Here is a 23,762-nt window from a genome sequence, read left to right on the forward strand (position 1 = left end):
GAGCCCGGTTTCGACGACGGCGACTGGCAGGCGCCGCCCGATCTGTCGGCCGCGCCGACGGGCGTGCTGCGCGCAGGACCACTGGCCCATCGAGGTGGCTCGCCGTGACCGCGCTCGGTGACTCCTGCCGCCCGGCTACGGCGGCAACCCGCCGGAGGACACGCGGTTCACCGCCGCCTACCTGTAACGCGCTGCTCGGCACGGCCGAGCTGGGCGACCTGCTCGGGCAGCGCGACGTGGCGACGCGCTGCCGGCCGTCGCCGACGGGCTGAAGGCCGCGCTCAACACCGCGTTCCTCGCCGGAGGGTCACTACCGCACCGCGAAGGATCCGGACTGCCGGCAGACGCTCAACGCGGTGCCCGCTCGTGTTCGGGCTCGTGCCGCCCGGCAGCGAGGCGTCCGTGGTGGCGAGCCTCCCCGTCGACATCCGCGCCCGCGGCGACCATCTCAACACCGGCGTGCTCGGCACGAGTGTGCTGCTGCGGGTGCTCAGCGGGCACGGCCACGCCGAGGTCGCGCACGCCATCGCGACTCAGCTCGCAGTGACTCCACGAGAACGTGGGCGGCTTGCTGCCAGGCGACGCGGGCTACGCGCGGTTCATGGTTCGGCCGGGCGCACGCGCGTGCCGTGGGCGCGCACGTCCCTCGAGACCGTGCGCGGTGAGGTGAGCGCGGGATGGGCGCGCCTCGACGGCGAGCTACGGCTCACCGTGGTCCTGCCGGTGGGCGTGACGGCCGGGGCGCACGTGCCCCCGGCGGCCCGCGACGACGTTCATGCGCCGCGAGGACCCGGTTCGCGCGGACAGAACCCGGCTTTGCGGTGTACTCCGCCGGGCATGGCGAGTGGACGTTCACGAGCCGGAACCCTTGACACCCGGGAGCGCACACCGCAGGCTTGCAGCGCGAGTTTGAAACGATTTAGCGGACTCGGCCAGGGAGAGCGGCGTGGTGATTGCCAACGAAGGCGTTGCGCTGAGCAGAGATGAACTGACGTTGCTCCGGCTGCTGGCCAGTGGGCTGCCCATCGAGGCCATCGCAAGAAGACTCCAGCTCTCGGAACGCACCATCCGCAGGAGGCTGCGGGCGATGTGCGACCAGCTCGGGTTCCGCACCCCCATCGAGGCCGTGGTGTGGGCGGCCCGCCAGGGCCTGGTGTGACCGGCCGCGCCTGGCAGGGTCGGCTTCCATCCGGATTGCATGAACGGCTGGCGCTGCCATTGGTAGCACCAGCCACGAGGCGTTGCGCCGCCTCGCACGTCGTCTCGCTGCCCTTTCGCCGCGACGGCTCGCTGATCAGCGCGGTGTCCTGGACGTCGCAGCCGGGGTCGATTCGTGGGAGCACCGTTTCCGCCAGCGCCTGATGGCTGTGTGTCAGGAATGTCCGTTACGCTGACGCCACAACGAAAGGGGCTGGGGTGGAGGAAAGCGCGGAGGTTTCCGCTTCGACGGGCAGAGTGCGCTTTCCGGGGATCAGTCCCAGGGCCTACGAGCACCCGGTGGACCGCGGCGCGCTCGCGACCCTGCGGATGGCGCCGGGCTTCGCCGAGGTGCTCAAGGCGATGGCGGGGTTCTTCCACGAGCGCGGCGAGCGGCTCATGGCGCTCGGTTCGGCCATCCGAGTGGGATCCGCGCAGTACCCCGAGATCGACCGGCTGCGCCGCGAGTGCGCGGAGGCCCTCGATGTCGACCCGGTGCCCCAGGTGTTCGTCGCGCGGGGCGCGGAGGCCTACGCCATGACGATCGGCATGGACGAGCCGTTCGTCGTGCTGTCCACCGGGCTCGTCGAGCTGCTCGACGCCGAAGGCCTGCGGTTCGCGATCGGGCACGAGATGGGGCACGTCCTCTCCGGTCACGCCGTGTACCGGACCATGCTGCTGCGCCTCATCAAGCTGCAGCTGAGCATGTCGTGGACGCCGGTGAGCGCACTCGGTCTGCGCGCGGTGGTCGCCGCGCTCAACGAGTGGTTCCGCAAGGCGGAGCTCTCGTGCGACCGGGCGGGGCTGTTGTGCGGGCAGGACCCGCAGGCCGCGCTGCGGGCGCACGTCCTGCTGGCCGGTGGTGTGGACCCCGCGCAGGTCGACGTGCCGTCGTTCCTGCAGCAGGCGGCCGAGTACGAGAACGTGGAGGGCATTCGCGACAGCCTGCTCAAGCTGCGCAACATCGAGCTGATGTCCCACCCGCTCGCCGTTGTCCGCGCTGCGGAGCTGCAGAAGTGGGCGGCGTCGCCGGAGTACCGCGCGGTTCTGGGCGGCGACTACCCGAGGCGCGACGGCGACGAGCCGCAGGCGACCTGGGCCTCCGACGTCAAGTCGGCCGCGAGGTCGTACAAGGACACCTTCACCGCATCGGCCGACCCGCTCGCGAAGGTGTTCGCCGACGTCGGCGAGGCCGTGTCCGGTGCGGCGGGCAAGGTCTGGGGCCGCTTTACCGGCAACGGCGACTCGGACAAGGCCTAGTGCCCAGCTGCCCAGCAGCTCGCCGGATCGCGAGGTCGGAGCCCACCCTCCACACGGGCGAGCCCGTGCACCACCGCTGAGCGGTCACATCTCCAGCCCGCCGGGGCGCATCACGGGACGCACCTCCACGTGGCACAGCTTCGAGTCGGGCATCTTCGCCGCGATCTCCACGGCGCGGTCGAGGGTCTCGCACTCCACGACGTAGTAGCCGGCGATGTGCTCCTTGACCTCGGCGAACGGCCCGTCCGTCGCCGTCACCACGTCGCCGCGCACGCGGACGGCCACCGAACGCGAGGGGTCGGCCAGCGCGTTGCCGCCCACCCACTCACCGGATTCCCGCAGCTCCTCGCCGAGCGCGGCGTGCTCCCGCCCGACCCGGTCCCGATCCTGCTGCGAAAGGGCATTCCACGACGCCGGGGAGCTGTAGATCATCAGCACGTATTTCATGGGATCCTCCTCTGGTGCCTCGCCTTCATGGTGAGGTCGAAGCCGTTCCGCGGGAATCGACCTGCCCGTAGGCGGGCCTCGCTTCCCGCACCGGAGCGCGCCGCCGGCGGAAGTCCGGTTACGCGGCGGAGATATCCATCAAGCCGCAGACCATCGGCTACGGGCTCGTCGACCCACCCGTGGCGCTTTGCGCCTGGATCGTGGAGCGCGGTTGTGCTGAGAGAGCTTCAAGGACGTTTCGGACTTGTTCAGCCGCGCCACCACCGCCACCTGGTTCGTTAGGCCCCCAAGGCCACCTTTGTTGCGTTGAACGCAACAAAGGTGGCCTTGGGGGCCGGTCAGCCTGTCCCGAGCCGCACGGGGCTGCCGATCTCCAGCGCCGCCCTAGCCGATGGTGATGCCGGGCGGCTCCGCCGACGCACTCGGCAGCGCGCGGTGCTCGAAGCGGACGTGGCGACGGGCTTCCACGCGGCGTCGGTGAGCTCGAAGCGCTCCAGCAGTGCCGCGGCCCGCTGCCTGCGCCGGGTGCGGTGCCATCGTCGGCGCCGATCAGGGTGGACAGGATCTGGACCGTGGTGTTCTTGCCGGGTCCGTTGGGGCCGAGCAGCGCGAAGGTCGTGCCCGTTAGGACGTGCAGGTCGATGCCGTCGAGCACGCGGTGCTCGCCGTACGACCTGCGCAGCGCGCTCACCGCGATCGCCGCTGGGTAGAAACGGTGGTCATGGTCTCCTCGTCTCGTCCGGTGGCCTCTGGCGGCCACGACGGGAACGAGGATGGGCGGGCTGGATTCACCGCGGTTTCACCGCTTTTCGACCACCCGTTCCTGCTCGCCGGGCTTCCATACCGTGATCTCGAGGTGGTCGCCGCGAACCTCTACCGCCGAGCCGCCGACGATGTCGGCCGCGTAGAAGTGGTCGAACTCCTGGCCACGCAGGTCGAACCCGGTCTCCTCGTACAGCGCGGTGGCCCAGCGCTGGTGCAGGTCCCGGTCACGGACGTCCTCGACCACGCCCCATAGCTTCGCATCGCCCTCCTTGACCTCGGTGTCGACGGTCGCGGTGTGCAGGCAGAAGCGGGGATCGCGGGCGAGGTCGCGGAATTTGGTGGTGCCGGGCATGCCGACGAGCCAGAGTTGCCCCTCGAAGAACCGCGGCTCCAGCGGGCTGATGCGGGGGAACCCGTCCGAACGCAGCGTCGCGAGCAGGCAGAGGTTTCCGGTGGCGGCGTGGCGGCGGGCGAACACCCCGGCGGTCCGTGGTGCGGCGTCAGCGAACTCTTTCCAGGTGGCCATGGGTGCGGACGCTACGCCGAAACCCTGTCAGCGACTGTCAAGGTTCTCGTGCCGAGGAGATTGAGCGGCGGGCCGGTCATCAACGTGGTCAGGATGGCCATGACCACCATGAGCGAGTAGAAGTGCTGGTCGAGCACGCCGATTTCAAACCAACTCGGTGAGTCCCCTGGTGTTCATCCGCGCGGACGGTGACGCGGACTCGCGGCGGTCGATGCGATGCAGGCGCGCGGGGCCGTAGAGGCCTGCGAACTTGCCATCAACCGCGACAAGCACAGCAGCCCGAGCAGTGCTGCGAGAGCAAATGTCGACAAGCCGACTTCATGTTGACGACGAAGAAGTACACGGGCAGGAGCCCGTCGATGTGACTGATCCTGGTGGTGAGGTCCGGCGTGGCCGCCGTGCGGGGGGCGCGAGGCCGAACAGAAAGCCCCGAAGACGAGGCGCAGTCCCATCCACTCGGTGAGCGCCGACGAGGCGAGCACCCCGGCGACGATGACGGTCCTGTCGCAGACGGCGGCGTTGGCGATCGAAAGGCCGCCGAGCCTACTGTCGCTGAGCCAGCGATCGGCGAGAATCCTTGCCAGGACGGGGAAAGGAGGTCGCGGACATGGCGACGCCGAGGAACAGCGTGAAGACGAGCCGATCGCTGTCGTCGTACAACCCGAGCGCGAGCAGCACACCGAGCGCGAAGGCTACGCGCACGGATCCGAGCGACACGCTCACGACGCCCCGCCCGCGCTCCCGCACGAGCCGCCGTTCGAGCTCCAACCCGATGAGGAACATGAACAACGCGATACCGACGTTGGCGAGCGCGTTGAGCAGGGGGGAGGATGTGGGCGGGAAGGAGGAACCCGGAATGCGCCTCGCCGAACTAGGTGGACCAGAGCAACACGCCACCGACGAGCTCTCCGACCACACCCGGCAGTTTGTGAGAAATTCCCACATTAGTTGACCTTGCTCTCCCACCGGCAGAGTACGGAGTCGCGGCCGTCTCCGACCTGTTCGCATCACTCATGCAAAGCTGCGCGAGCAGCCTTCGCCTGCTTTGGGCTCCCAAGGGAGCCGCCGATGACGAACGTCTTCACGTCTTTCGGCAGGACGTACTCGGAGAGAAGTTGAAGTGCAGGAACCAGGCGAGTTGGTACAGCAGATGCCATCGCTTTCGGCGACGCGGAGCCGCACCTTCGGCAAGGCGTTCTCCTTGCGCAGCAACGTGACATCCAGGCGTGGTCGGTGTCTCTCGATGAGGTGGATGACGCGCCACCGGGTCGCCGGACGGCCGTTCTTGGCGTGGAATCCGGCAGGCAAGGACATGCCCTCAGCGGAGTCGCTCCGGCTTTTTCGGTCGCGGATCGACTGGGCAGGCACGCACTCGTCCCGCCGCATCCGCGACCGGGCGCGTTCGCGCTGGAACGATGATTCGCGGCGCAACCACACTCAACTCCTGTTCTCGACCAGCAGTCGTAACAGCTGATCACGCGTGTACTTCCACTGCCGCTGGACGCTTTCCTGCGAGTGTCCGAGCAGCCGCAGGACCGCCACCCCGCGCACCGTGCTGATCGCCATGGCGAACAGCTCATCGAAGTCCGCCGGCGCATCGTCGCATCCTGTCAGCCTGCGATGCGCCCACTCGTCGATCATGCGGTTGACCGTGTGCTCTTCGCGCTGCACCGCGTCGCGGAGCTGTTCATCGGCACGCGCCGCGAGCGACAGATCCAGCATCGCCGCGAACAGCGGGCCGGCGTATTGCTCGAACAGGGCGTCGAGAACCCGGCGAGTTGAGTTCAGGCTGCCGTCGCTGGTGATGCCTTCCAGTTGCTGCAGGCTGCGCTCGGCCAGGTGATGCACCGCCGCGGTGACGAGGCGATGCTTGTGCGGGAAGTGATGCTGCTGCGCGCCTCGGGAGATGCCCGCCCGGCGTGCCACACCGTGTGTGGTGAACCGCGCGAAACCACCGTCCAGCAACTCGTCCGCGGCAGCGTCCAGCAGCTGCCTGCGAGTTTCCGCGCTGCGCTCTTGTTTAGGGGGCTCCTGGTTCGAGCCTAACTGGATGGACATCGGACCACCGATCCTAGCCGCACCTGTCCGACCACGGTTCACCTGTCGCCGGCGGGTACATCGCCCGCCGGCGCCACTCGCGCGGTCGCTGCCGCGGTGAGTACACACCCACCGCCCTGGCGTGTCACGGTGAGATCGATGCGTGCGACCGGGTCCGCGCTCTCGGCGGATTCCACCCCGGTGACCACCCCGCGGAAGGTCAGCACGTCGCCCGGCCACACCTGGCCGGTGAACCGCAGCGAGAAGGATCGCACGTTCTCCGGACCCACCCAGGCGGCCAGCCGCTGCCCGAGTATCCCGGCGTGCATCATGCCGATGCCGAATACGCCCGGTAGTCCCGCTTCCTTGGCGAACTCCTCGTCGTGGTGGACGGGGTTGAAGTCGCCACTCGCTCCGGCGTACCGGACGATATGCGTCCTGGTCAGTGGACCGAACTCGTGCTCGGCCATGCTGTCGCCCTCGGCCATCGGTACCGGTGCTACTGGGATCTTGCTACCTGCGACGGTCACGACTGCTCCTTCCCTGTCGGTCCTGCGGTCTCGATCACCACGTCGCGGCGTGTGGCCACGCTGTCGCCGTGCTGGTTGGTAAAACCGGTCTCGATCGTCACCAGCGTCATCGACCCGCCGCGGTTGCCCACGCGTTCGGCGACATCGAGCACCGAGCTGCGTGCCGTGAGCTCGTCGCCGCAGCGAATCGGTCGCAGCATTGTCCAGCTGGCCTCACCGTGCAGTAGCCGGGCGAGGTCCAGGCCCAGCCGTACCGCACCGTCCAACGCGCCGTGTTCCCGCCAAAGGTCGGCGAGCACCGTGACCGTCGGTGGCACCGGAATATCGTCGAAACCCGCCTCGGCGGCGGCATCGTGGTCGCTCCACAACGGGTCCGTGCTACCGAAGGAGCGCGCCAGCTCGGCGAGCTTGCTGCGTTCGACCGGGAAGCGGACCGTGCCCAACTCCCGGCCGACGATTCCAGTGTCGACCATCGATCCTCCTAAAAAATCCATCCGGATGGATTTTTATGTTACGGTGCCGGCATCCGCCAGGCAACAGAACGGAGCATCGATGTTTGAGGGCAAGGTGGCCGTCGTGACAGGAGGCGCACGCGGCATCGGTCGGGCGGCGGTCGAGACGCTCGCTGCGGGCGGCGCCAAGGTACTGATCAGTGACCTCGACGCGGACGCCGCGAAGGCTGCCTCCGAGGCGATCGCGGGCGAGACCGCGACTCATGCCGGCAACCTGTGCGACGAGGGCGAACCAGATGCGCTGATCCAGGCCGCGATCGACGAGTGGGGAAAGCTCGACATCGTCGTGAACAACGCCGGGTACATCACCGACGGCCCCCTGCACAAGCTGAGCGACCAGGACTTCCAGGACATGATCGACATTCATACGGTCGTGCCCTTCCGGGTCCTGCGCGCCGCCGCACCACACCTGCGCGAACCCGCGAAGCGGGAGAAGGCAGAAGGGACCGAGGTGTTCCGGAAGGTCGTCAACGTGACCTCGATGGCCGCCTACGGCAATGCGGGCCAGGCCAACTATTCCGCGGCCAAATCCGGCGTCATCGGCCTGACCAAGACGCTGGCCAAGGAGTGGGGACCGTTCAAGGTCAACGTCAACGCCGTCGCCTTTGGACTGGTCGATACCCGGCTTACCCAAGCCAAAACCAAGGACTCGGTCATCGCGATCGGTGACAAAGAGGTACACGTGGGCGTGCCCGAGCAGCTGCGCTCGATGATGAGCTCACTCGTGCCACTGGGCAGGAGCGCCACCCCGGAGGAGGCCGCCGGCGGGATCGCGTTCCTGTGCTCGCCGTGGAGCGACCACGTCACCGGGCAAGTACTCAATGTCGGCGGTGGCCTGCCGCTGGGGATGACCGCCTGAGCAGGAGTGTCCCGCGCACCGTGCACGAGATCCGTACCGCAGCGATTCCTGGAGCGCATCATGAGTAATCGAGTATTCGTCATCGGCGTGGGCATGAGCCCGTTCGCCAAGCCGGGCACCAAGGAGGGTGACTACCCGGATTGGGTCACCGAGGCCGGCACCGCCGCACTGGCCGAGGCCACGATCCGGTACGAGCAGATCGAACGCGCCTTCGTCGGCTATGTCTACGGCGACTCGCCCAGCGGACAGCGGGCGCTGTACGGGCTGGGGCTGACGGGTATCCCCATCATCAACGTCGACAACGCTTGCGCCACCGGTTCGACCGCGCTGTACCTGGCGCGCGAAGCCGTCCAGTACGGGCTTGCCGAGTGTACGCTGGCCGCCGGGTTCGAGAAGATGGAGCGTGGCTCACTGGGCGCCAAGTTCCCGGACCGCGCCAGCCCGATGGATCGGCACATTGAGGCGCTGCAACGCCTTGTCACTCCGGAGGATGTCCCGTTTGCTCCCCAGATGTTCGGCAACGCGGGACGCGAACACATGCGAGAGTACGGTTCGGCGCCGCACCACTTCGCCTGGATCGGCTGGAAGAACCACAAGCATTCGGTGCACAATCCCTACGCGCAGTTCCAGCAGGAGTACACGCTGGAGGAAGTCGAGCAGGCCAAGGTCATTCACGACCCGCTGACCAAACTCCAGTGCTCGCCAACCTCGGACGGCGCGGCTTGCGCGGTCCTGGCCTCGGAACGCTTCGTCGATGCCAATGACCTGTGGGCCAATGCCGTCGAGATCACCGCGCAATCGATGGTCACCGACACCACATCGACGTTCGATACGACGGCGAACTGCCGCACCGTGGTGGGCTACGACATGTCGCTAGAGGCAGCCGGCAACGTCTACGCCGCCGCCGGGATCGAGCCGAGTGATCTCGACGTGATCGAGCTGCACGACTGCTTCTCGACCAACGAGTTGATCACCTACGAGGCGCTCGGCCTCGCGCCGGAAGGCGAGGGGCACAAGCTGGTCGAGACGCGAGCCACCACCTACGGCGGGAACGGACCTGTGGTGAACCCGTCGGGTGGCTTGATTTCCAAAGGCCATCCGCTCGGTGCTACCGGACTCGCCCAGTGCGCTGAGCTGTGCTGGCAGCTACGAGGCGCCGCGGGCGCCCGACAGGTACCCAAGGCGCGCACCGCGCTACAGCACAATCTCGGGCTTGGCGGCGCGGCGGTCCTCACCGTCTACCAGGTGACCGGGCGTTGAACGCCTAGCGCTGGGCATCGGGGATGATGCCCGCGTGCGGGCACCGTACGCACTACGCGCGCACCTTTCGGATGCGCCCGGCAACGGCTAAGGTTCCGATATGGGTGGCCGAGGCAGAGTGGTCTCGTCGCTATACAGTGCCCGCCGCGGCGGGACGGCCGATCAGTCCACTGGCGACACGCGCTGGTCGCCCAAGGAACGCGATGTGATTGTAGGGCGTTCGGCAGAACTCGACGCGCTCGCCGCTGCCCTGGAGTCCACAACCCGCCGTGGTGACGGGCGCCTGGCCGTGTCCGGAGAGGCCGGGATCGGCAAAAGCTTGCTGCTTCGGCGACTGCGCGAGCAGGCCACGAAATCGGGTTTGCGCATCGCCAGTGGACGGGCGACCGAGTTCGAACAGGACGTGCCGTTCGGACTGGCAATTGACGTTCTGGGCCGGCTGTTCGACGATCCGGCACACGATCTGAGCCGGCTCGGCGAGGAACGGCTCGCCGAGCTGCGCGCGGTGTTTCCCGCGTTCAGCTCGGCGGGCAGCCACGCTCGCGGCCTGGCCATCGAGAGGTTCCGCCTGCACCATGCGGTCCGTGCGGCTCTGGAAGAGCTGGGCCAGCACCGGGGACTGCTGGTCGTGTTCGACGACGTCCACTGGGCTGACGAGCCGTCCGCCGAGCTACTCGCGCACCTGCTCAGTCACGGCTGTGCCGGGCCGATATGCATCGCCGTCGCCTACCGTCCGATCCACCTGCCGCGGATGCTCTCGCACGCGCTGGCCAGCGGGGTGCGAGAGGGAACGACCACGCTGCTGGAAGTTGGCCCGTTGGACCGCGCCGATGCCCAGCGCCTGCTCGGTGTGGACGGTGGGGCCCATTTCGAGGAGTGCTACCACCAAAGTGGCGGCAACCCGTTCTTCCTGACCGAGCTGGCACGGAGCCTGCCCGCCGACAACCCCGACGCGACACAGCGACGAATGGGCGAGGCCGCGGTGCCCCCCGCGGTGCAGCAGGCGATCACGCACGAGTTCGACAGCGTCTCCCCGGACGCACGGGCGCTGGCACAGGCCGCGGCGGTGGCAGGCGAGCCGTTCGACATCGAGTTCGCCGCCGCGGTAGCAGCCATCGCGCGTGCGACGGCGTTGTCCGCGCTGGACGAACTCACGGCAAGCGGGTTGGTGCGTGCCATCGACAGCGCGCAGCTGTACATGTTTCGCCACCCGATCGTGCGGCACGCCGTGTACACATCGGTCGGTGATGGTGCCCGGATCGCCGCGCACGCCCGAGCGGCCACGCTGCTCGCGGGGGCCGGGGCACCGCTGGCAGCACGGGCCCACCACGTTGAGCGGTCCGCCTCACCCGGTGATGGGCAAGCGAGTGACCTGCTCAGCGCGGCGGCCACCGCCAGCGCGTCGCGTGCCCCGGCAGTGGCGGCCGGCTGGTTGCGGGCGGCGATTCGGCTGCTGCCGCCGGATACCAGCGAACAGCGGCGCATCGAGCTGCTGGTCGCCCTTGCCAACTCGCTCAGTGCCGCCGGCCGGCTCGAGGACAGCCGCGCGGCGCTCAGCGAAGCAACATTGCTGGTGCCGGAGCACGACGCGGTCGGCAAGGCGCGGTTGCTCGGCGCGCTCGTGCGGCTGGACCACCTATGCGGCGACGCGCGCCGGCAGGCGAGCTCGCGGCTGCGTGACGCATTGGCACAGCTGGGGGATACCGCCTCGGTCGGTGTCACCGCGGTCACCCTCGAACTCGCCAGCGACCACGCACATCTGGGGGACTGGGCGGAAACCGTGCGGCTGGCCAAGCGGGCCTGCACGCAGGCACGCTCCCTGGATGAGCCGATACTCGAAGCGTCCGGGGCGAGCATTCTCGCCTGCGGCCGGTACTACCTCGGCGACACGGCCGCGACGGTGCGGTCGGTGGATCGCGCCAGTGGTGTCGTCGACCGCCTAACCGACGCCGAGCTGGTCGCGCACACCGAGGCGATCGGCCTGCTCGCGGCCGCGGAAATCGGCGTCGAGCGCTACGACGACGGCGTGCGGCACGCCGAACGTGCCCTGGCCATCGCGCGCGCCAGCAACCACGGCAGGGCGTTTCCCGCGGCGATGGCCGCGCTGTCGATGGCACACCTCTGGCTCGGCAATCTGCGGGATGGCGCGAAACTCGCCGAGGCCGTCATCGAAGCCACGCACCTCGCGCGCAATACTGGCACATTCTGGGCACTCGGGTTCCGCAGCTGGGCGGCGTTGCTGCTCGGCGATCTCGACGACGCGATCCGGTACGGCGAGCGCGGCACGGCCATGGGGGAGTCACTTTCTGCCAAGGGATTTGGCTGGTTCCTGCAGTGGTCGGCAGGGTTGGCACAGATCGAGAGTGGTGAGGTCGCTCGTGGCAGGGAGCGGATCCTGATTCACTGCGGCGGCCCGGAGCTCTCGCCCATCGAGCTCGGGTGGCGGCCGTACTGCTACGCGATGCTGTGCTCGGCCGAACTGTCACTCGGCGATGTGGGCGCCGCGGCGGATTGGGCACGCCGCGCCCAATCCGCCGCCGAGCAGTTGGGCTTGCCCGGCAAGCTTGCCGACGCGCGCCTGGCTGCCTCCAACGTCGCGCTGGCGCGCGGACAGCCGGTCAAGGCAGCCGCCGATGCGGCGGCAGCAGCGCGGGACTTCGTCGGCGTCGGCCGGACGGTGGACGCCGCGCGAGCGTGGCTCGGCGAGGGGCGCGCGCTGCTCGAGATGGCCGAGCAGCAGCATGCGACGGAACGCTTCGAGCAGGCGTACTTCGCCCTTGCCCGGTGCGGTGCGGCGCGCTACCGGGACGAGGCCGCGCAACGACTACGCGCGCTGGGGCGGCGAGTAATCCACCATGGACAGTCCGCTTACGCGTGCCGCGGTCTCGGTGTGCTCAGCTGCCGCCAGCGTCAGGTCGCCGAGCTCATCACCCGCGGCCTGAAGAACCGCGAGATCGCCGATGAAATGTTCGTGAGTCTCAAAACCGTGGAGTCACACATCGCGCAGGTATTCGACAAGTTGGGCGTTTCCTCGAGGGCCGCGGTGGCCAGCATGATGGAGCGGATGGCGTACGAGGATGCGGACTGAGCCACGCCGACAGCGAGCGAGTGGCCCGGCTCAACTGTCGGCATAGAGCTCCTCGATGGTGTCGGCGTACTTCGCCGCGATAGATTTGCGTTTCAGCTTCGACGTCGGGGTGAGCTCGTCCCCGTCCGGTAGCCACTCGACGGGCAGCACGCGGTAGCGCTTGACCTGTTCCACTCTGGACAGTGTGGCGTTGGCACGCTCCACGGCGGCGGCGATTGCCTCGTCGAGAAATCCACCGCCGATCAGGTCGGCAAGCGACGTGCCGCATAGGCCGTGGGAGCGGGCCACCGTGGCGGCGCTGTCCGGGTCGGGCACGAGTAGCGCAACGTTGAACGGCCGGGCGTCGCCGATACAGCACGCTTGCCCGATCAACGGCGAGGAGTTCATCAGTGCTGCCTCGATGTTGGCAGGTGACATGTTCTTGCCGGCCGCGTTGATAATGAGGTCCTTCTTGCGATCGATGATCACGAGGTGTCCGGCATCGTCGAGCCGCCCGATGTCGCCGGTGCGCAGCCACCCGTCCGAACTCAGCACCTCTGCGGTCCGCTCAGCGTCATGCCGGTAGCCCCGCATGACGTGTGGCCCCCGCACCAACACTTCGCCGTCGACGTCCAAACGCAGCTCGGTGTTCGGCATGGGTGGGCCCACGGTGCCGATGCGGATCGAATCCGGCCGGTTGATGGCTCCGAGCGCGCTCGTCTCGGTCATGCCCCAACCCTCGCAGACCCGGACACCGATCGCGTAGAAGAACTCCACCACGTCCGTCGGGATCGGCGCCGCACCACTGATGATCCAATCGGCCCTGTCCAGCCCGATGCGTTCCCGAATTCCGGCGAAGATGGTCTCGTCCGCCCGCTGCCATTCCCGCAGCACCTCGGCGGGGACGGCCTCGCCGCGTTGCTCCGCGCGGACCTTCTCGAGTCCGGTACGGACAGCGCGGTCGATGGCTTCGGCTCGCTCGTGTGGCTCTTTCGCGAAACCGGTGAGCAGCGCGGCGCGCAGCTTCTCCCACACCCGGGGCACCGCCATGAACATCGACGGCCGGCACCCGGGTAGGGCGCTCATGACCTGGGCGGGGTCGGCCACCGTCGTGGTCTCCGCCCCCGTTGCCATGGGGACATAGTGCGCCACCAGCCGGTCGGCGAGGTGCGCGTGCGGCAGGTAGGAAACGGCGCTGCCAGCGACCCGTAACCGCACCTGGCTGTCACAGCCGCGGATCGCGTACATCATGTTGGCGTGGGTCAGCTCCACGCCCTTGGGCGGCCCGGTTGTCCCGGACGTGTAGATCACCGTAGCCAGGTCACTGGGTCGGATCTGCCGGGCTGCGGCGGCAAGGTCGAAGCCCCGCGCATGGCCGGCCTCCAGCCGCTCGAGAGTGAGACCCTCATCGCCGTCGATGACCACCATGTGCTCCAGCCACGGCGTCGCTGCTCCGCGCACCCGCGGCAGGAAGCGGCTTTCCACGAACAGCACCCGGCACGCCGCGTTGTCCAGCACGTACGCGATCTGTTCCGGCGCCGAGGTCACGTACATAGAGAACGGGATGGCACCCAGATGCAGCGTGGCCGTGTCGATCAGATGGAACTCCGGCCGGTTGGCCAGCATGATGCCGACCGAATCGCCCCGGCGCACTCCGAGCGACGCGAGCGCTTCGGCGATACGCCGCACCCGGCGGGCGTACTGCCGCCAAGTCAGCCGCACCTCATCGCCCGGCGTGCGCAGCGCAGGCTGGTCGGGCAACCGCTCGACGGTGCGCTGAAACGCCTCGCACAACGTGCTGGCGTGCAGCCCGGGGGCATTGGTGGAGGTAGTCGCGTTGTCCATCGCATACACCCTTCTTCGTCGTTGATCGGGGAGGGTTCGCGGTGCCGTTCAGCTACACCCGCTCACACCACCGTCGAGTGGGATCACGGTGCCGGTGAGGTAGGAACCGGCCCGGGACGCCAGGAACTGGACGATGCCGGCGATGTCACCAGGCTCGCCGGTCCTGGCGAGCGGGATCTGTTCGAGCAGCCGCGCACGGTGCTCGGGGTCGTCCAGCAGGTGTCGCGACATCGGCGTCTCGAACCAGCCCGGCGCGACGGCGTTGACGGTGACCGCTTCCGCCGCCAGATGCCTGGCCAGGTGGCGGGTCAGCATGTGCACGGCGGCCTTGCTGGCGCTGTACGAGTAGTTGTCCAGCTCGGGTACGACCAGCCCAGCCGTGGAGCCGATGTTGATAACCCGCGCGGGATCGGCACTGGTCGCGGCGGCACGCAACGCCGGTAGCAGCGCCACCGTCAGCTGGAAGACACCCTTCACATTGGTGTCGAGCACCTTGTCCCAACCATGTTCGGGGAACTCGTCGATGGGCGCACCCCAGGTAGCACCCGCGTTGTTAACCAGCACATCCAGCGCACCGCCGGCGTACTGCTGTACCGCGTCGCTGAGGGCATGCCGCCCCTCGCCGGTGGCGACATCGGCCACGACCGCCCGGCAATCACCGCGCCGGGCCAGTTCGTTCGCGGCCGCTTCGACGGCATCCGGCTTGCGGGACGAGACCAGTACCCGCGCCCCGGCATCGACCAGGCCACTGGCGATCATGTACCCGATCCCGCGCGAGCCTCCGGTCACGAGCGCTGTCTTACCGCCGACCGAGAAATACCCGGCCGCGCTGTCCTCCGTTGGCACCGCGGCTACCAGTCGAACTCGTCGAATGCCGGCTGTGCGCCGAACGCCTGCGCGGCGTTCAACATGATCGTGCCGAGTACTTCTTCCTCGCTCATGCCGTCCACCGGAGTGACCGCGCGTACCTCCGCCAGCAGCTTCCGCGGCGGTGTGCCTTCCACGTCCACACCGGCGTACTCCGCCCATTTCTGCGTCGAGTTACGGAACATCTTTGTCGTCACCGGCGGGTGAATGGCGTTGGCGGGATCCGCCATAGCCTCCTCGAGTGTGACGAACTCGACGCCCAGGTCCTGGTAAGCCTCCAGGATCCGGTCCGCGGTATCGGCCATCACCGCGGTACCGTGCATCAGTCCGATGTGGATGGGGTCTCGGCCGTGGATCTTCCGCGCCGCCGCGCACTGGCTCTTCAACTGCGAGACCGCGGATTCCACGACCTTGTCCTGTACCCAGCGGCGTGCTTCGTCGTCACCCGCGACCAGGGTGCGCCAGTACGGAACGATGAACTGGGCGTCGTAGAACCAGCAGCTCACCGGTGCCGGCAGATACCCGGCGCTGGCCAGGTAGGCCTGAACCTCGTTCGTCTTGGCTTCCGTGTCTCCCCACATGTCCATGCAGTACCGGAAGTACCGGGTGGGAGCTTGCCCGAGCCATCGACCGATCAGCTCCTCGCTGCGCTGGATATCCTCGATGTACTGCTTGGGGTCCACCCAATTCAGGCTCGCGTGGTAGTGCCCGTGATTGCCGACATGGTTGCCGGCCTCGCACCATGCGTCGAACGCCCGGAACAGGTCGCTGTCGGCCTCAGCCGGCGAGGTGTTGGAAAATGAGTACACCGCCGGAAGGCCGTGGCTTGCGAACGACCGGCACAGCGAACGGACAACACGGTGCGCGGAATAGCCGTCCGGGTACGGCAACCCGCGAAACTGCAATATGTCGTCGACGCTCATGGCTAGCTTGATTGGGGCGTCGGGAGAAAGCTGCTCGCTCATCGATGTCAGCCCTTCGACTGGTAGACGGTCGCTGGTTCCTGCGTGTCACGGGAATGCGGTGACAGTGCCAGCGCTCACCCGGCGTGCCAACCCGGTGAAACCCTGAAAGCACACCCTGACGGTCACCCTGAACCCCGCAGTTCTTCCTGGTCAGCGGCACGCTCGAGCTGACCCGCCGCGCCCAGCTTGATCAACAGGCTCGATTCCGTGTGAACGTCGGTGTCGGCCGGTCGTCAGAGAGATCGAAAGCCTGGGCAAGATGAAGCGCCGCAAGGAGCGCACGGTCAACGGCCGCGCCATCGGCGCTGTCGTGGGCGTCTTCCACGCTTCACCTGAGGCTGAGCGCTGGGACCTTGTCGACCTGGTGGACCGGGTGACCGGGCAAGGGTTGTTCGTCCAGAACCACACGAAGAGCGTCGCGGGCATGCGGACCATACGCCCGCCAGCTTGGGTGATGGACATCTTGAAGCGACGCCATGCCGAGTCCGACTCGCCGTGGGTGTTCCCTTCGTCAACCGGCACGCTGCGCGACCCCGACAACACCCGCGCGCGCATCCGCCAGGTGGTCGCTGGTACTTCCTTCGAGGGCCTGCACCCGCATGACTTCCAGCACTACGTCGCGGGCGTCCTCGATGACGCAGGGCTGACGGCTCGAGAGATCGCCGACTATCTCGGACATGAGCGCATCAGCACGACGCAGGAGGACTACATGGAACGTGGCGTGGTGGGCGAGGACGCTGGTCCGGCGCTGGCCGAGCGGCCACCGATCACGAATCCCAAAGACAAGGGTTAAACGTGGGGAGGTTCGCCGTAGATCCCCTGGTCAGCTCTCGACCAGGGGGTGTGCGCCCCCGGCAGGACACACAACAGATGGGAACAGCTTCGACCAGGGGTTTCTTAAGAGGACGTCTGGTCGTTGAACATCGGATCTCACTCGATCGGAGTAGCGGAGCAGTTCCGACTCCGTTTGCCGGTGAAGATGAGCCGCCAACAGGAGGTCGCTCGTGAGCCGCCGATCTCGCCTGTGCCGAGTCAGCCTCGCATGCTGGGGGCTCTGCGGCGGGCCACACTGCGCTGGCTCAAAGGACATGTCGTCGCCGGACGCGCATCGTCTAGATCCCCCACTGGCGCCCCACCGACCCTGACGAAGCCCGCTCGCGGGGCCTCCGCCTGGCTTCGGTCGCCTCAGCGGTAGCCCGCGTCTGGCACGTGGAGATGGCGAGCACGATGCAACGACCGTGAGCAGGTCAGAGGATGCCTGAGAGACCCCCGGTGATTAGCAGCTGTTCCAAAAGGTCGGGCATCGAGGCAAGCAGGTACCCCGGGGCGATCAAAAGGACGCCGACCAGGCCGGTCCACGCAAACTGCGTGGGCGACTGAGTCCCGATCGCGAGCAGGAGCGCGCACACTACGGCCGCGAGCACGACGAGCACCGGATCATGCAGGAGGTCGAACCCTGTCCTCCGGAGGATATCGCCCCAGACCAGCCCGATGGCTCCTCCAGTCGCGGTGACCCCTTTCCAGCCATGCTCGCCGACGAACCGTAGCCCCAATCCGAGCACCGTTCCCGCAATCAGGGCCAAACAGGTCCACACCAGTAGCTTGAACAGGCTGATGTTGTCATCGCCGGCCGAATACAGCACCTGGTAGATGACGGCCCTTCCCAGGTAGAAGGTCCACACAGCAGCGACTAGTGCGAGAGTGACACGGACGCAAGCTGCGACGGGCTTGCGTCCACGAGCGAGCACCGCGGCTAGCAGGATCCAGATGACAAAGGCGTGCGACAGCGACCGCAGAGACGCGGAGTAGTAGGTAGCGGACGCGAACGCCCCTGTGAGCAACCCGGCTGTGACGACGATGATAACGGCGCGGCCAGTGAGGACACTGTCAGTTGTTTGGGCCACCCCTGTGTCCTCGCTCTGATGGTCCGAGTTCATTGGGCTCCGACGAGTCGCACACTGGAAGATCTTACCAATGGCCGAAGCGTCTCACAGGCGTCGCAGTCAGACCTAAAGAAGGCGCCGGACTCGGGTGCCTCTTCGCGCACACTAATTGTGCGCGAATCTCGGGGCTCAACGAAGGAGCCCCGAGGTTCACGATTCAGCAAACGGGACTATCAGCTATATGCGCGGTAAACCCTCATGGAGAAGAGATGGTCATTGCATTCCCACGGAACATTCTTGAGAGTTCCGGTCTGATGCGCGCCGCATTGCCTGACGTAATTCGGCTCATGGTACAAAGTCTGCCCATTGCACGTCGGGTCGGCGCGATAGGAAGAAATCCCACCCACCACGCTGTTAGCGTTTCGAAGGTCCGACATGCCATACCCGGCAGAGTCGCAGGCGCTCTCACCGAAAATGGTTGTACTCCTGCCGCCCTGGTACGAATGCTGATAGAGGTGAACCAGTTGGTAGTTGGCCTGCTGCTGGATCCCCTCGTCGGCTATCTCTGCGTTGAGGTTCGCCTTCGCCTCGTTCTGTGTTGCCCCGCAGGCCTCCGCGAGAACCTCCGATTCTGACTCGCCGGGCTGCAGCTTTTCCAGCAAGACTGCGCAGCTATCTCCGCTTTCGCTTGACGCTTCCGTTTGCGCACTCGCGACGCCAACGGACGTCGACAACAGCGCGAGGAGCGAGAATGCTGCTGTGATCAGAGCGCGCGACTTGGTGGTGGCATGTCTTCGACTCAAAAAAAATTACCCTTAAACCGATTTACTCGGAGTCCCCCAGTGGGCCCCCTGCACAAGGTATATCGACTAACACCAACGAGAGAGCACCGCCAAACGAGTTACCGTGCACCAAACAAGCGCGAGTTTCTCTTCGTATTACTCTGTACGGACGAGTGCCAGCTGCTCGGCGTGCAGAGATTCGTTGGCGTACGGCATGGCCTTCTCGGGCCTACGCTGTAAGTGACGAATCCTGATGGGCGCGGCGAAGTCGACGCCATACCACTCACCGCGTGCTTTGTATAGGTCCAATACGGGAGGAAGGCCGACGCCTACTGCGACCAGATGCGCATGCGGCAGTTCCTCGCTAATACCCATCCAAGCACCAGCGAATTCGTACACCTTCGCCGATGACTCAGTGCCTTCTACCGTCCACCCCACCTGCTTCCAGGCGGCGTGCCGATTGACCTGGTGATCAACATGCTCAACAATGGCGTTGCCGAGGTTCTCAGGCAGGGGCATGGGTGGTCCTAGCACGTTGATGAACTGGTCCCGAGCTGCCATGGCGGCGGCCTCCTGGCGGTCGCGGTTTTCCGGCCAGAACTCGCGATCAAATGTGTCTCGGGGCAACGTCCCCACGAGTACGCCTGCCTGTCGATCCCTGGTGGCGTGCCCAATCCAGACGGCCCCAGTGTTGTAGCCATCAACGGAGTCAAGCCATTTCCACCCGCTCCAGCCCGTGACGCCGTACACGGGGAACCCGACTCCGCTCGCGATCTCCTGCTCCCTGAAATTGTCAAGGCGATCCGCTTGTATCCCGTCCATGACTGCCATCATGTCCGATGAGGTGCAGCGGCCGGTTGATGTTTAGGGATAACCACTCGGTTTGTTTTGCGTGACTCGCCGTGTGTCAGTAGCGCTTCGCTGTCGCCTCCACTCGATCTTGGTGCGGGTCAGGTCGAACTTCTTGCTTCCACGGACCGTCGCTGGGTTGATGGTCAGCCGCTCGATGAAGAGGCGCAGGAACTCGCGCCGCTCATCAAGCGTCATCTCCGGCCATGCCTGCCGCGCGCCTGGCCGGGGGCCAGCCGGATCAGCCGCGCGAGCGCCTCAGCGAAGGCCAGGGCCGTGTGGTCCGCGCTGGGGAGCATCGCACCGCCGGGGACGTACGCCTCCGCGGTTGCGACATCGTCACCGAAAGGGAGTCGGGGCGGTTAGCGGCCGGGGGCAGGGATAATCGGCCTGGAACATGCGGCGCTGGCCTTCGACGCATGCCGCTATCCGCGGCGAGTCCGGACGAACCATGACCACGACCTCACGGCGGCTCACCGTGCTGTTGTTGCCACCCGCGGCTTTTCGGGCGTTCCCACGCGCGGTAGGTCACGACCAGCAGGACCCCGTCGGATCGCTGCTGCGCCAGCTGCGCATCTCGCAGGAAGCGCTGCCCGAGGGCTGCGTCATCGTCGCGTACTTCTACGACGTCGAGTCCGGGCGCAAAGACCTCGATGTGCGCGGCCGGGGCGACCGTCACGAGCGGCTCGCCATCCCTATCCCGCGTGACGGCGGCATCCACGATCTGCTCAAAGAGGCGGCCAGCGCCAACCGGCGCTTCCAGGCAGTCATCTGCGAACAGATCGACCGCATCGCCCGCCGGACCTACTACGGCACGCTCGTGGAGCACCAGCTGCAGTCAGCCAACGTCGGACTGTGGGCCGCCGATGAACCCATCCGGCTCGACACCGACATGCTCATCGACCCGACCACGGTGCTCACCCGACGGGTCAAGCAGGGCATCGCTGAGTGGTACGCGCTGGACATGATCAAGCGGGCTCGCGACGGGTTCGAGACCCATACCGACCAGGGCTACAACGTCGGCAAGGCGTGCTATGGCTACCGCACCGTCCAGGTTCGGCTCGACAAGGACTCCGACAGCGGCCATGCCTCCGATAAGGGCGATGCCAAGCGGGCGGGGCGCGCTCGGTCTGGGAACCGGGGGAAGGGACGGAACGGTCCGCGGACCAAGAGCAAGCTCGTCAAGGAGCCGATCGAGGCCGCGGTCGTACGCAAGATCTACGACTGGCGGATCCCCGAGCGGCTCAGCTACGAGGCGATCGCGGAGCGACTCAACCTCGACCTCGCGACCAACCCGCCGCCGACCCCAGCAGACCCCGAACGAGCCGTCGGCCGGTGGACGTGGAGCAGAGTTCGGGACGTGCTGAACCAGCCCAAGTACACCGGCTACATGGTCTGGAACCGGCGGGCGATGAAGACGCGCAACGGCAGCCCCAACCCGATGGAGAAGTGGGTCTGGTCCACGGAGCCCACGCACGAGAAGATCATCGACCTCACGGACTTCATCGCGGCCCAGCAGGTCGTCCGGCGACGCGAACGGTCTCGCACGCAGGCTGGCGCCAACACCCATCCGCAGACCAAGCGCACCTACCGGCTGCGGTCCTACTTGTTCTGTGAGATCTGCGGTCGCCGGATGTTCGGCAAGACGCGCCGCCAGCACGCGTACTACGCCTGCGCGCCGAAGAAGGGCTACGTCCCCGAGGGGCACCCGGACAGCCTGTGGGTGCGCGAAGTCGCGCTCCTCGACGGCCTGAACGAGTTCCTCAGCCACCACGTGTTCGGTCCGTACCGGCAGGAGCTGCTCTCCTCAGCCCTGCGCGACCTGGACATGCAGGCTGAGCAGACACGGACCGAGCGCATCGCGGCGATCAAGAAGTCGATCGCCGACCTCGACGCCCGGAAAAAGCGCCTGATCCGCACCCTCGAAGTCACCGGCGACGATGATGAAGAGCCGGACCAGGAACTCATCCAGGACATCAAGAACCGTCGAGCCGAGATCAAGGCGGAGCGCGCCAAGCTGGCCGCTGAGCTGGAGACCCTCGAAGAGCAGGTCAACGATCAGCAGAACCCCGACCTGCTCCGCTTGCTCCCCGTCGGCGCCTGCGACCTCGACGCACTACCGGAGGACCTCGCCCGCAAGCTGTTCGAGGCGCTCCGGTTGGAGATCCACTACAACAAGACAGACAACACCGCCGTCTGCCGCATCACGCTGAGTGGTGAGACGCTCCCAGCGCTTCAACAGACCGCGCAAGAGAGCGGGGTGGTGCTCCCCTTCAAGAAGCCAACGGGCAAGAAGCATGGCACCGAGACCAACGCGAACGAGAAGGACGAGGCGCCTAGCGGCTCGTCCCCCCTGTTCCCATCTGTTGTGCGCCCCCGGCAGGATTCGAACCTGCGACACCCGCTTTAGGAGAGTGAACGTCGTTCGCGAACCATTAGCGCGCTGACCTGCGCTAACGCGATTCCTGGGCGGCTGGAACGGCCTACTTCGGCACGTCCTCGGCACAACTTCCGCTGAGAGTCCCGTTCTGAGGTGAACCGGACCGGCTAAGGTATCGGCCCGGCCTATGTCGGTCTGCCTCTCTGCGGCCAACTCAGCCCTTGCGCGAGCGGGGCTGTTGGCTCTTCTGCGGGTCGGCGACACGGCGAGCAACCTTGACGATTCTCGACACGCTGGGCTGCGGCGGTGCGAAGTCGCTGCCCGAGATCGCCGTGACCTCGGCTACATCGAAGGTTTCGTGCAGCCGATCGAGGTTCGCGCACAGGCCCACTGCGAGTACGGCAGTACGGAAGGAGAGTTCCGGCAGGACCTCCATCAGGGACTCTGTGACGACATTCGGCAGATTGCCGATCAGCACATCGTGCGGCAACTCGCGCACGAGCTGGAGTGCGTCGCCCTGCACAACAGTGGCGCGAGGGACTTCTTGCCGAAGCGTCTCGATCAGCCGCTTGTCGAGTTCGACCACGGTGAGGCTCTTACAGGGCGGCATGTTGCGTGCGACGGTCCCTGCACCGGCGCCGATTTCTAGTACGGCATCGTCTGGCCGGATCTCGGCTGCCTCAAAGAGCAGAGCAAGCTTCTCAGGAGACACGAGGAAGTATTGATCAAGTCGCGAATCAGCAAGCGTGCTCAGTTCGTCGTTGTTCACCATGCCTCCGTAAGGTCTGCTTCATCCAACGCTATTCCGAGCTGAGCAATTCCGCTCTCGATCTTTCCAGGGATCTTGTTGTGTGCAGCCACCTTGGAGATCGCGCCTCTTAGAAGAACCTTCGTGCGCGTGGACTCAACCTCCGGAATCAGGGGAAGTAATGACATGATCGTGGCCTCCGCGTCGTCCCATGTGGCGGCGTCAACTTGAGCTTGAAGCAGATATGCGCGGTGCAGGTACTGACTCCGTGTCTCGCTGGGTTCAGTAGCTTCCACAGAATGCTCAAACTCCGCTAGTGCAAGACTATCCCTGCTGAGCGCCTGCCTGGCCATAGCCTTATGCCATGCCAATTCACGCTCGTCGATCCACCATCCCCACGCCGGGTCATCGTCGCGGACGCCTTCCAGGTACAGCGAGTATATTTGGTCGAACATGGCGAGGGCGGATTCGTCGCCACCCTGCGCTAATGCGCGCGCCTTTCTCATAAGAAAGAGCGCCTGCAGCCGTGGCGATAGGCTGTAGTTGCCCTCCAGGACCGAACAGGCAATCTGCAAAGCCTCTCCGTGTCTGCCCATCGCTCCCGCGTGCATACTTGCGTTCTGGAGCGTAAGTAGCTCAATGTCGCGGTCACCCGCCAAGCGCGTGTAGAAGAGTGATTCGTTATTCATCACGCGCACAAGGTCGTGAAGCTCAGCATCGTAGGCCAACCAGCCGGTAAGCTCGGCAACTTCCCCTGTGAGGGAATTGAAGTCCTTTTCTAATGTTGGATCGTATGCACCAGTGCCGACTAGGTTCTTCAGCTTCTTAAATAACCTGTGTGACATTTTCACAATGTCGGCGGCGCCGTACCGGTTGTCCAACGCAACAAGGCGCAAGAGGTCGGACCGCGCTTGTTCTAGATACGAGGCGTCGCCGTAATCAGTGCTGACGGGAATCGACTTTGCTACGACCAATCGCGAAGG

23 protein-coding genes are annotated in these 23,762 nt (G+C 66.4%); 9 read left to right on the forward strand and 14 right to left on the reverse strand.

Annotation, left to right across the window (positions count from 1 at the left end; all coding sequences use genetic code 11):
* The first annotated feature begins 104 nt into the window (after nt 1–104).
* From DI005_RS39375 to DI005_RS37745, 4 genes are all read left to right on the forward strand, one after another.
* Nucleotides 105–272 (forward strand): hypothetical protein, encoded by a 168-nt coding sequence (locus DI005_RS39375; protein ID WP_206077962.1) that lies wholly within the window; start codon nt 105–107, stop codon nt 270–272.
* A 94-nt stretch (nt 273–366) separates the two neighbouring features.
* Nucleotides 367–987 carry an alpha-L-rhamnosidase C-terminal domain-containing protein gene (locus DI005_RS37735; protein ID WP_233520456.1) on the forward strand — a complete coding sequence of 207 codons (621 nt, stop codon included), beginning with the start codon at nt 367–369 and terminating at the stop codon, nt 985–987.
* Complete coding sequence (locus DI005_RS37740; RefSeq protein ID WP_369973663.1) at nt 947–1,159, forward strand: response regulator transcription factor; 213 nt, start codon at nt 947–949, stop codon at nt 1,157–1,159. The genes DI005_RS37735 and DI005_RS37740 overlap by 41 nt, the downstream gene beginning before the upstream one ends.
* 257 nt (nt 1,160–1,416) lie before the next feature.
* Nucleotides 1,417–2,457, forward strand: a complete 1,041-nt coding sequence (locus DI005_RS37745) for a M48 family metallopeptidase (RefSeq protein ID WP_369973664.1) — start codon at nt 1,417–1,419, stop codon at nt 2,455–2,457.
* An 84-nt stretch (nt 2,458–2,541) separates the two neighbouring features.
* Here the strand turns inward: DI005_RS37745 and DI005_RS37750 are convergent, their stop codons facing one another.
* From DI005_RS37750 to DI005_RS37790, 6 genes are all read right to left on the reverse strand, one after another.
* Nucleotides 2,542–2,904, reverse strand: coding sequence for a YciI family protein (locus tag DI005_RS37750; protein ID WP_112276410.1), 363 nt, complete (start codon nt 2,902–2,904; stop codon nt 2,542–2,544).
* 799 nt (nt 2,905–3,703) lie between these two features.
* Nucleotides 3,704–4,195 carry a pyridoxamine 5'-phosphate oxidase family protein gene (locus tag DI005_RS37765; protein WP_113645174.1) on the reverse strand — a complete coding sequence of 164 codons (492 nt, stop codon included), beginning with the start codon at nt 4,193–4,195 and terminating at the stop codon, nt 3,704–3,706.
* Nucleotides 4,196–4,738: 543 nt separating this feature from the next.
* The gene (locus DI005_RS39570; RefSeq protein ID WP_113645175.1) at nt 4,739–5,203 is read right to left on the reverse strand and encodes a cation:proton antiporter; all 465 of its coding nucleotides are present in this window, start codon (nt 5,201–5,203) and stop codon (nt 4,739–4,741) included.
* A 429-nt stretch (nt 5,204–5,632) separates the two neighbouring features.
* On the reverse strand, nt 5,633–6,253 hold the full coding sequence (locus DI005_RS37780) for a TetR/AcrR family transcriptional regulator (protein WP_113645176.1): 621 nt from the start codon (nt 6,251–6,253) through the stop codon (nt 5,633–5,635).
* Nucleotides 6,254–6,291: 38 nt separating this feature from the next.
* Nucleotides 6,292–6,762, reverse strand: coding sequence for a MaoC/PaaZ C-terminal domain-containing protein (locus tag DI005_RS37785; protein WP_199543554.1), 471 nt, complete (start codon nt 6,760–6,762; stop codon nt 6,292–6,294).
* Nucleotides 6,759–7,235 carry a MaoC family dehydratase N-terminal domain-containing protein gene (locus DI005_RS37790; protein ID WP_113645178.1) on the reverse strand — a complete coding sequence of 159 codons (477 nt, stop codon included), beginning with the start codon at nt 7,233–7,235 and terminating at the stop codon, nt 6,759–6,761. The genes DI005_RS37785 and DI005_RS37790 overlap by 4 nt, the downstream gene beginning before the upstream one ends.
* Here DI005_RS37790 and DI005_RS37795 point away from each other — a divergent pair.
* The 3 genes from DI005_RS37795 to DI005_RS37805 all read left to right on the forward strand — a co-directional run bounded on the left by DI005_RS37795 (nt 7,225) and on the right by DI005_RS37805 (nt 12,481).
* A complete protein-coding gene (locus DI005_RS37795; RefSeq protein ID WP_199543556.1) occupies nt 7,225–8,133 on the forward strand; it encodes an SDR family NAD(P)-dependent oxidoreductase in 909 nt (302 codons plus the stop codon). The genes DI005_RS37790 and DI005_RS37795 overlap by 11 nt on opposite strands.
* A gap of 60 nt (nt 8,134–8,193) precedes the next feature.
* A complete protein-coding gene (locus DI005_RS37800; RefSeq protein WP_113645180.1) occupies nt 8,194–9,393 on the forward strand; it encodes a beta-ketoacyl synthase N-terminal-like domain-containing protein in 1,200 nt (399 codons plus the stop codon).
* A 118-nt stretch (nt 9,394–9,511) separates the two neighbouring features.
* Nucleotides 9,512–12,481, forward strand: coding sequence for a helix-turn-helix transcriptional regulator (locus tag DI005_RS37805; RefSeq protein WP_158559954.1), 2,970 nt, complete (start codon nt 9,512–9,514; stop codon nt 12,479–12,481).
* A gap of 30 nt (nt 12,482–12,511) precedes the next feature.
* On the opposite strand, the gene DI005_RS37810 is transcribed toward DI005_RS37805, so the two are convergent.
* The 3 genes from DI005_RS37810 to DI005_RS39385 are packed head-to-tail and all read right to left on the reverse strand — an operon-like array spanning nt 12,512 to nt 16,137.
* The gene (locus tag DI005_RS37810) at nt 12,512–14,305 is read right to left on the reverse strand and encodes a long-chain fatty acid--CoA ligase (RefSeq protein WP_113645182.1); all 1,794 of its coding nucleotides are present in this window, start codon (nt 14,303–14,305) and stop codon (nt 12,512–12,514) included.
* Nucleotides 14,306–14,353: 48 nt separating this feature from the next.
* A complete protein-coding gene (locus DI005_RS37815; RefSeq protein ID WP_233520459.1) occupies nt 14,354–15,151 on the reverse strand; it encodes an SDR family oxidoreductase in 798 nt (265 codons plus the stop codon).
* A gap of 5 nt (nt 15,152–15,156) precedes the next feature.
* Nucleotides 15,157–16,137: a polysaccharide deacetylase family protein gene (locus tag DI005_RS39385; protein WP_113645184.1), complete on the reverse strand. Its 981-nt coding sequence runs from the start codon at nt 16,135–16,137 to the stop codon at nt 15,157–15,159.
* Nucleotides 16,138–16,396: 259 nt separating this feature from the next.
* Here DI005_RS39385 and DI005_RS39390 point away from each other — a divergent pair, with 259 nt between their 5' ends.
* Nucleotides 16,397–16,930 (forward strand): tyrosine-type recombinase/integrase, encoded by a 534-nt coding sequence (locus DI005_RS39390; protein ID WP_233520460.1) that lies wholly within the window; start codon nt 16,397–16,399, stop codon nt 16,928–16,930.
* A gap of 454 nt (nt 16,931–17,384) precedes the next feature.
* On the opposite strand, the gene DI005_RS37830 is transcribed toward DI005_RS39390, so the two are convergent.
* The 3 genes from DI005_RS37830 to DI005_RS37835 all read right to left on the reverse strand — a co-directional run bounded on the left by DI005_RS37830 (nt 17,385) and on the right by DI005_RS37835 (nt 19,624).
* Nucleotides 17,385–18,074 carry a hypothetical protein gene (locus tag DI005_RS37830; protein ID WP_113645185.1) on the reverse strand — a complete coding sequence of 230 codons (690 nt, stop codon included), beginning with the start codon at nt 18,072–18,074 and terminating at the stop codon, nt 17,385–17,387.
* A gap of 179 nt (nt 18,075–18,253) precedes the next feature.
* A complete protein-coding gene (locus DI005_RS38110) occupies nt 18,254–18,682 on the reverse strand; it encodes a hypothetical protein (RefSeq protein WP_147263939.1) in 429 nt (142 codons plus the stop codon).
* Between the two features lie 276 nt (nt 18,683–18,958).
* Nucleotides 18,959–19,624, reverse strand: coding sequence for a hypothetical protein (locus tag DI005_RS37835; protein ID WP_113645186.1), 666 nt, complete (start codon nt 19,622–19,624; stop codon nt 18,959–18,961).
* A 478-nt stretch (nt 19,625–20,102) separates the two neighbouring features.
* Between DI005_RS37835 and DI005_RS37840 the strand changes: the two genes are divergently transcribed.
* A complete protein-coding gene (locus DI005_RS37840; protein WP_158559956.1) occupies nt 20,103–22,061 on the forward strand; it encodes a recombinase family protein in 1,959 nt (652 codons plus the stop codon).
* A 184-nt stretch (nt 22,062–22,245) separates the two neighbouring features.
* On the opposite strand, the gene DI005_RS37845 is transcribed toward DI005_RS37840, so the two are convergent.
* Nucleotides 22,246–22,803, reverse strand: coding sequence for an rRNA adenine N-6-methyltransferase family protein (locus DI005_RS37845; RefSeq protein ID WP_113645188.1), 558 nt, complete (start codon nt 22,801–22,803; stop codon nt 22,246–22,248).
* Nucleotides 22,797–23,762: XRE family transcriptional regulator (locus tag DI005_RS37850; RefSeq protein ID WP_233520461.1), on the reverse strand; the 966-nt coding region annotated here is incomplete at its 5' end. The genes DI005_RS37845 and DI005_RS37850, both read right to left, overlap by 7 nt.

The sequence above is a fragment of the Prauserella sp. PE36 genome, assembly GCF_003311655.1.
GTDB classification, from domain to species: Bacteria; Actinomycetota; Actinomycetes; order Mycobacteriales; family Pseudonocardiaceae; genus Prauserella_A; species Prauserella_A endophytica.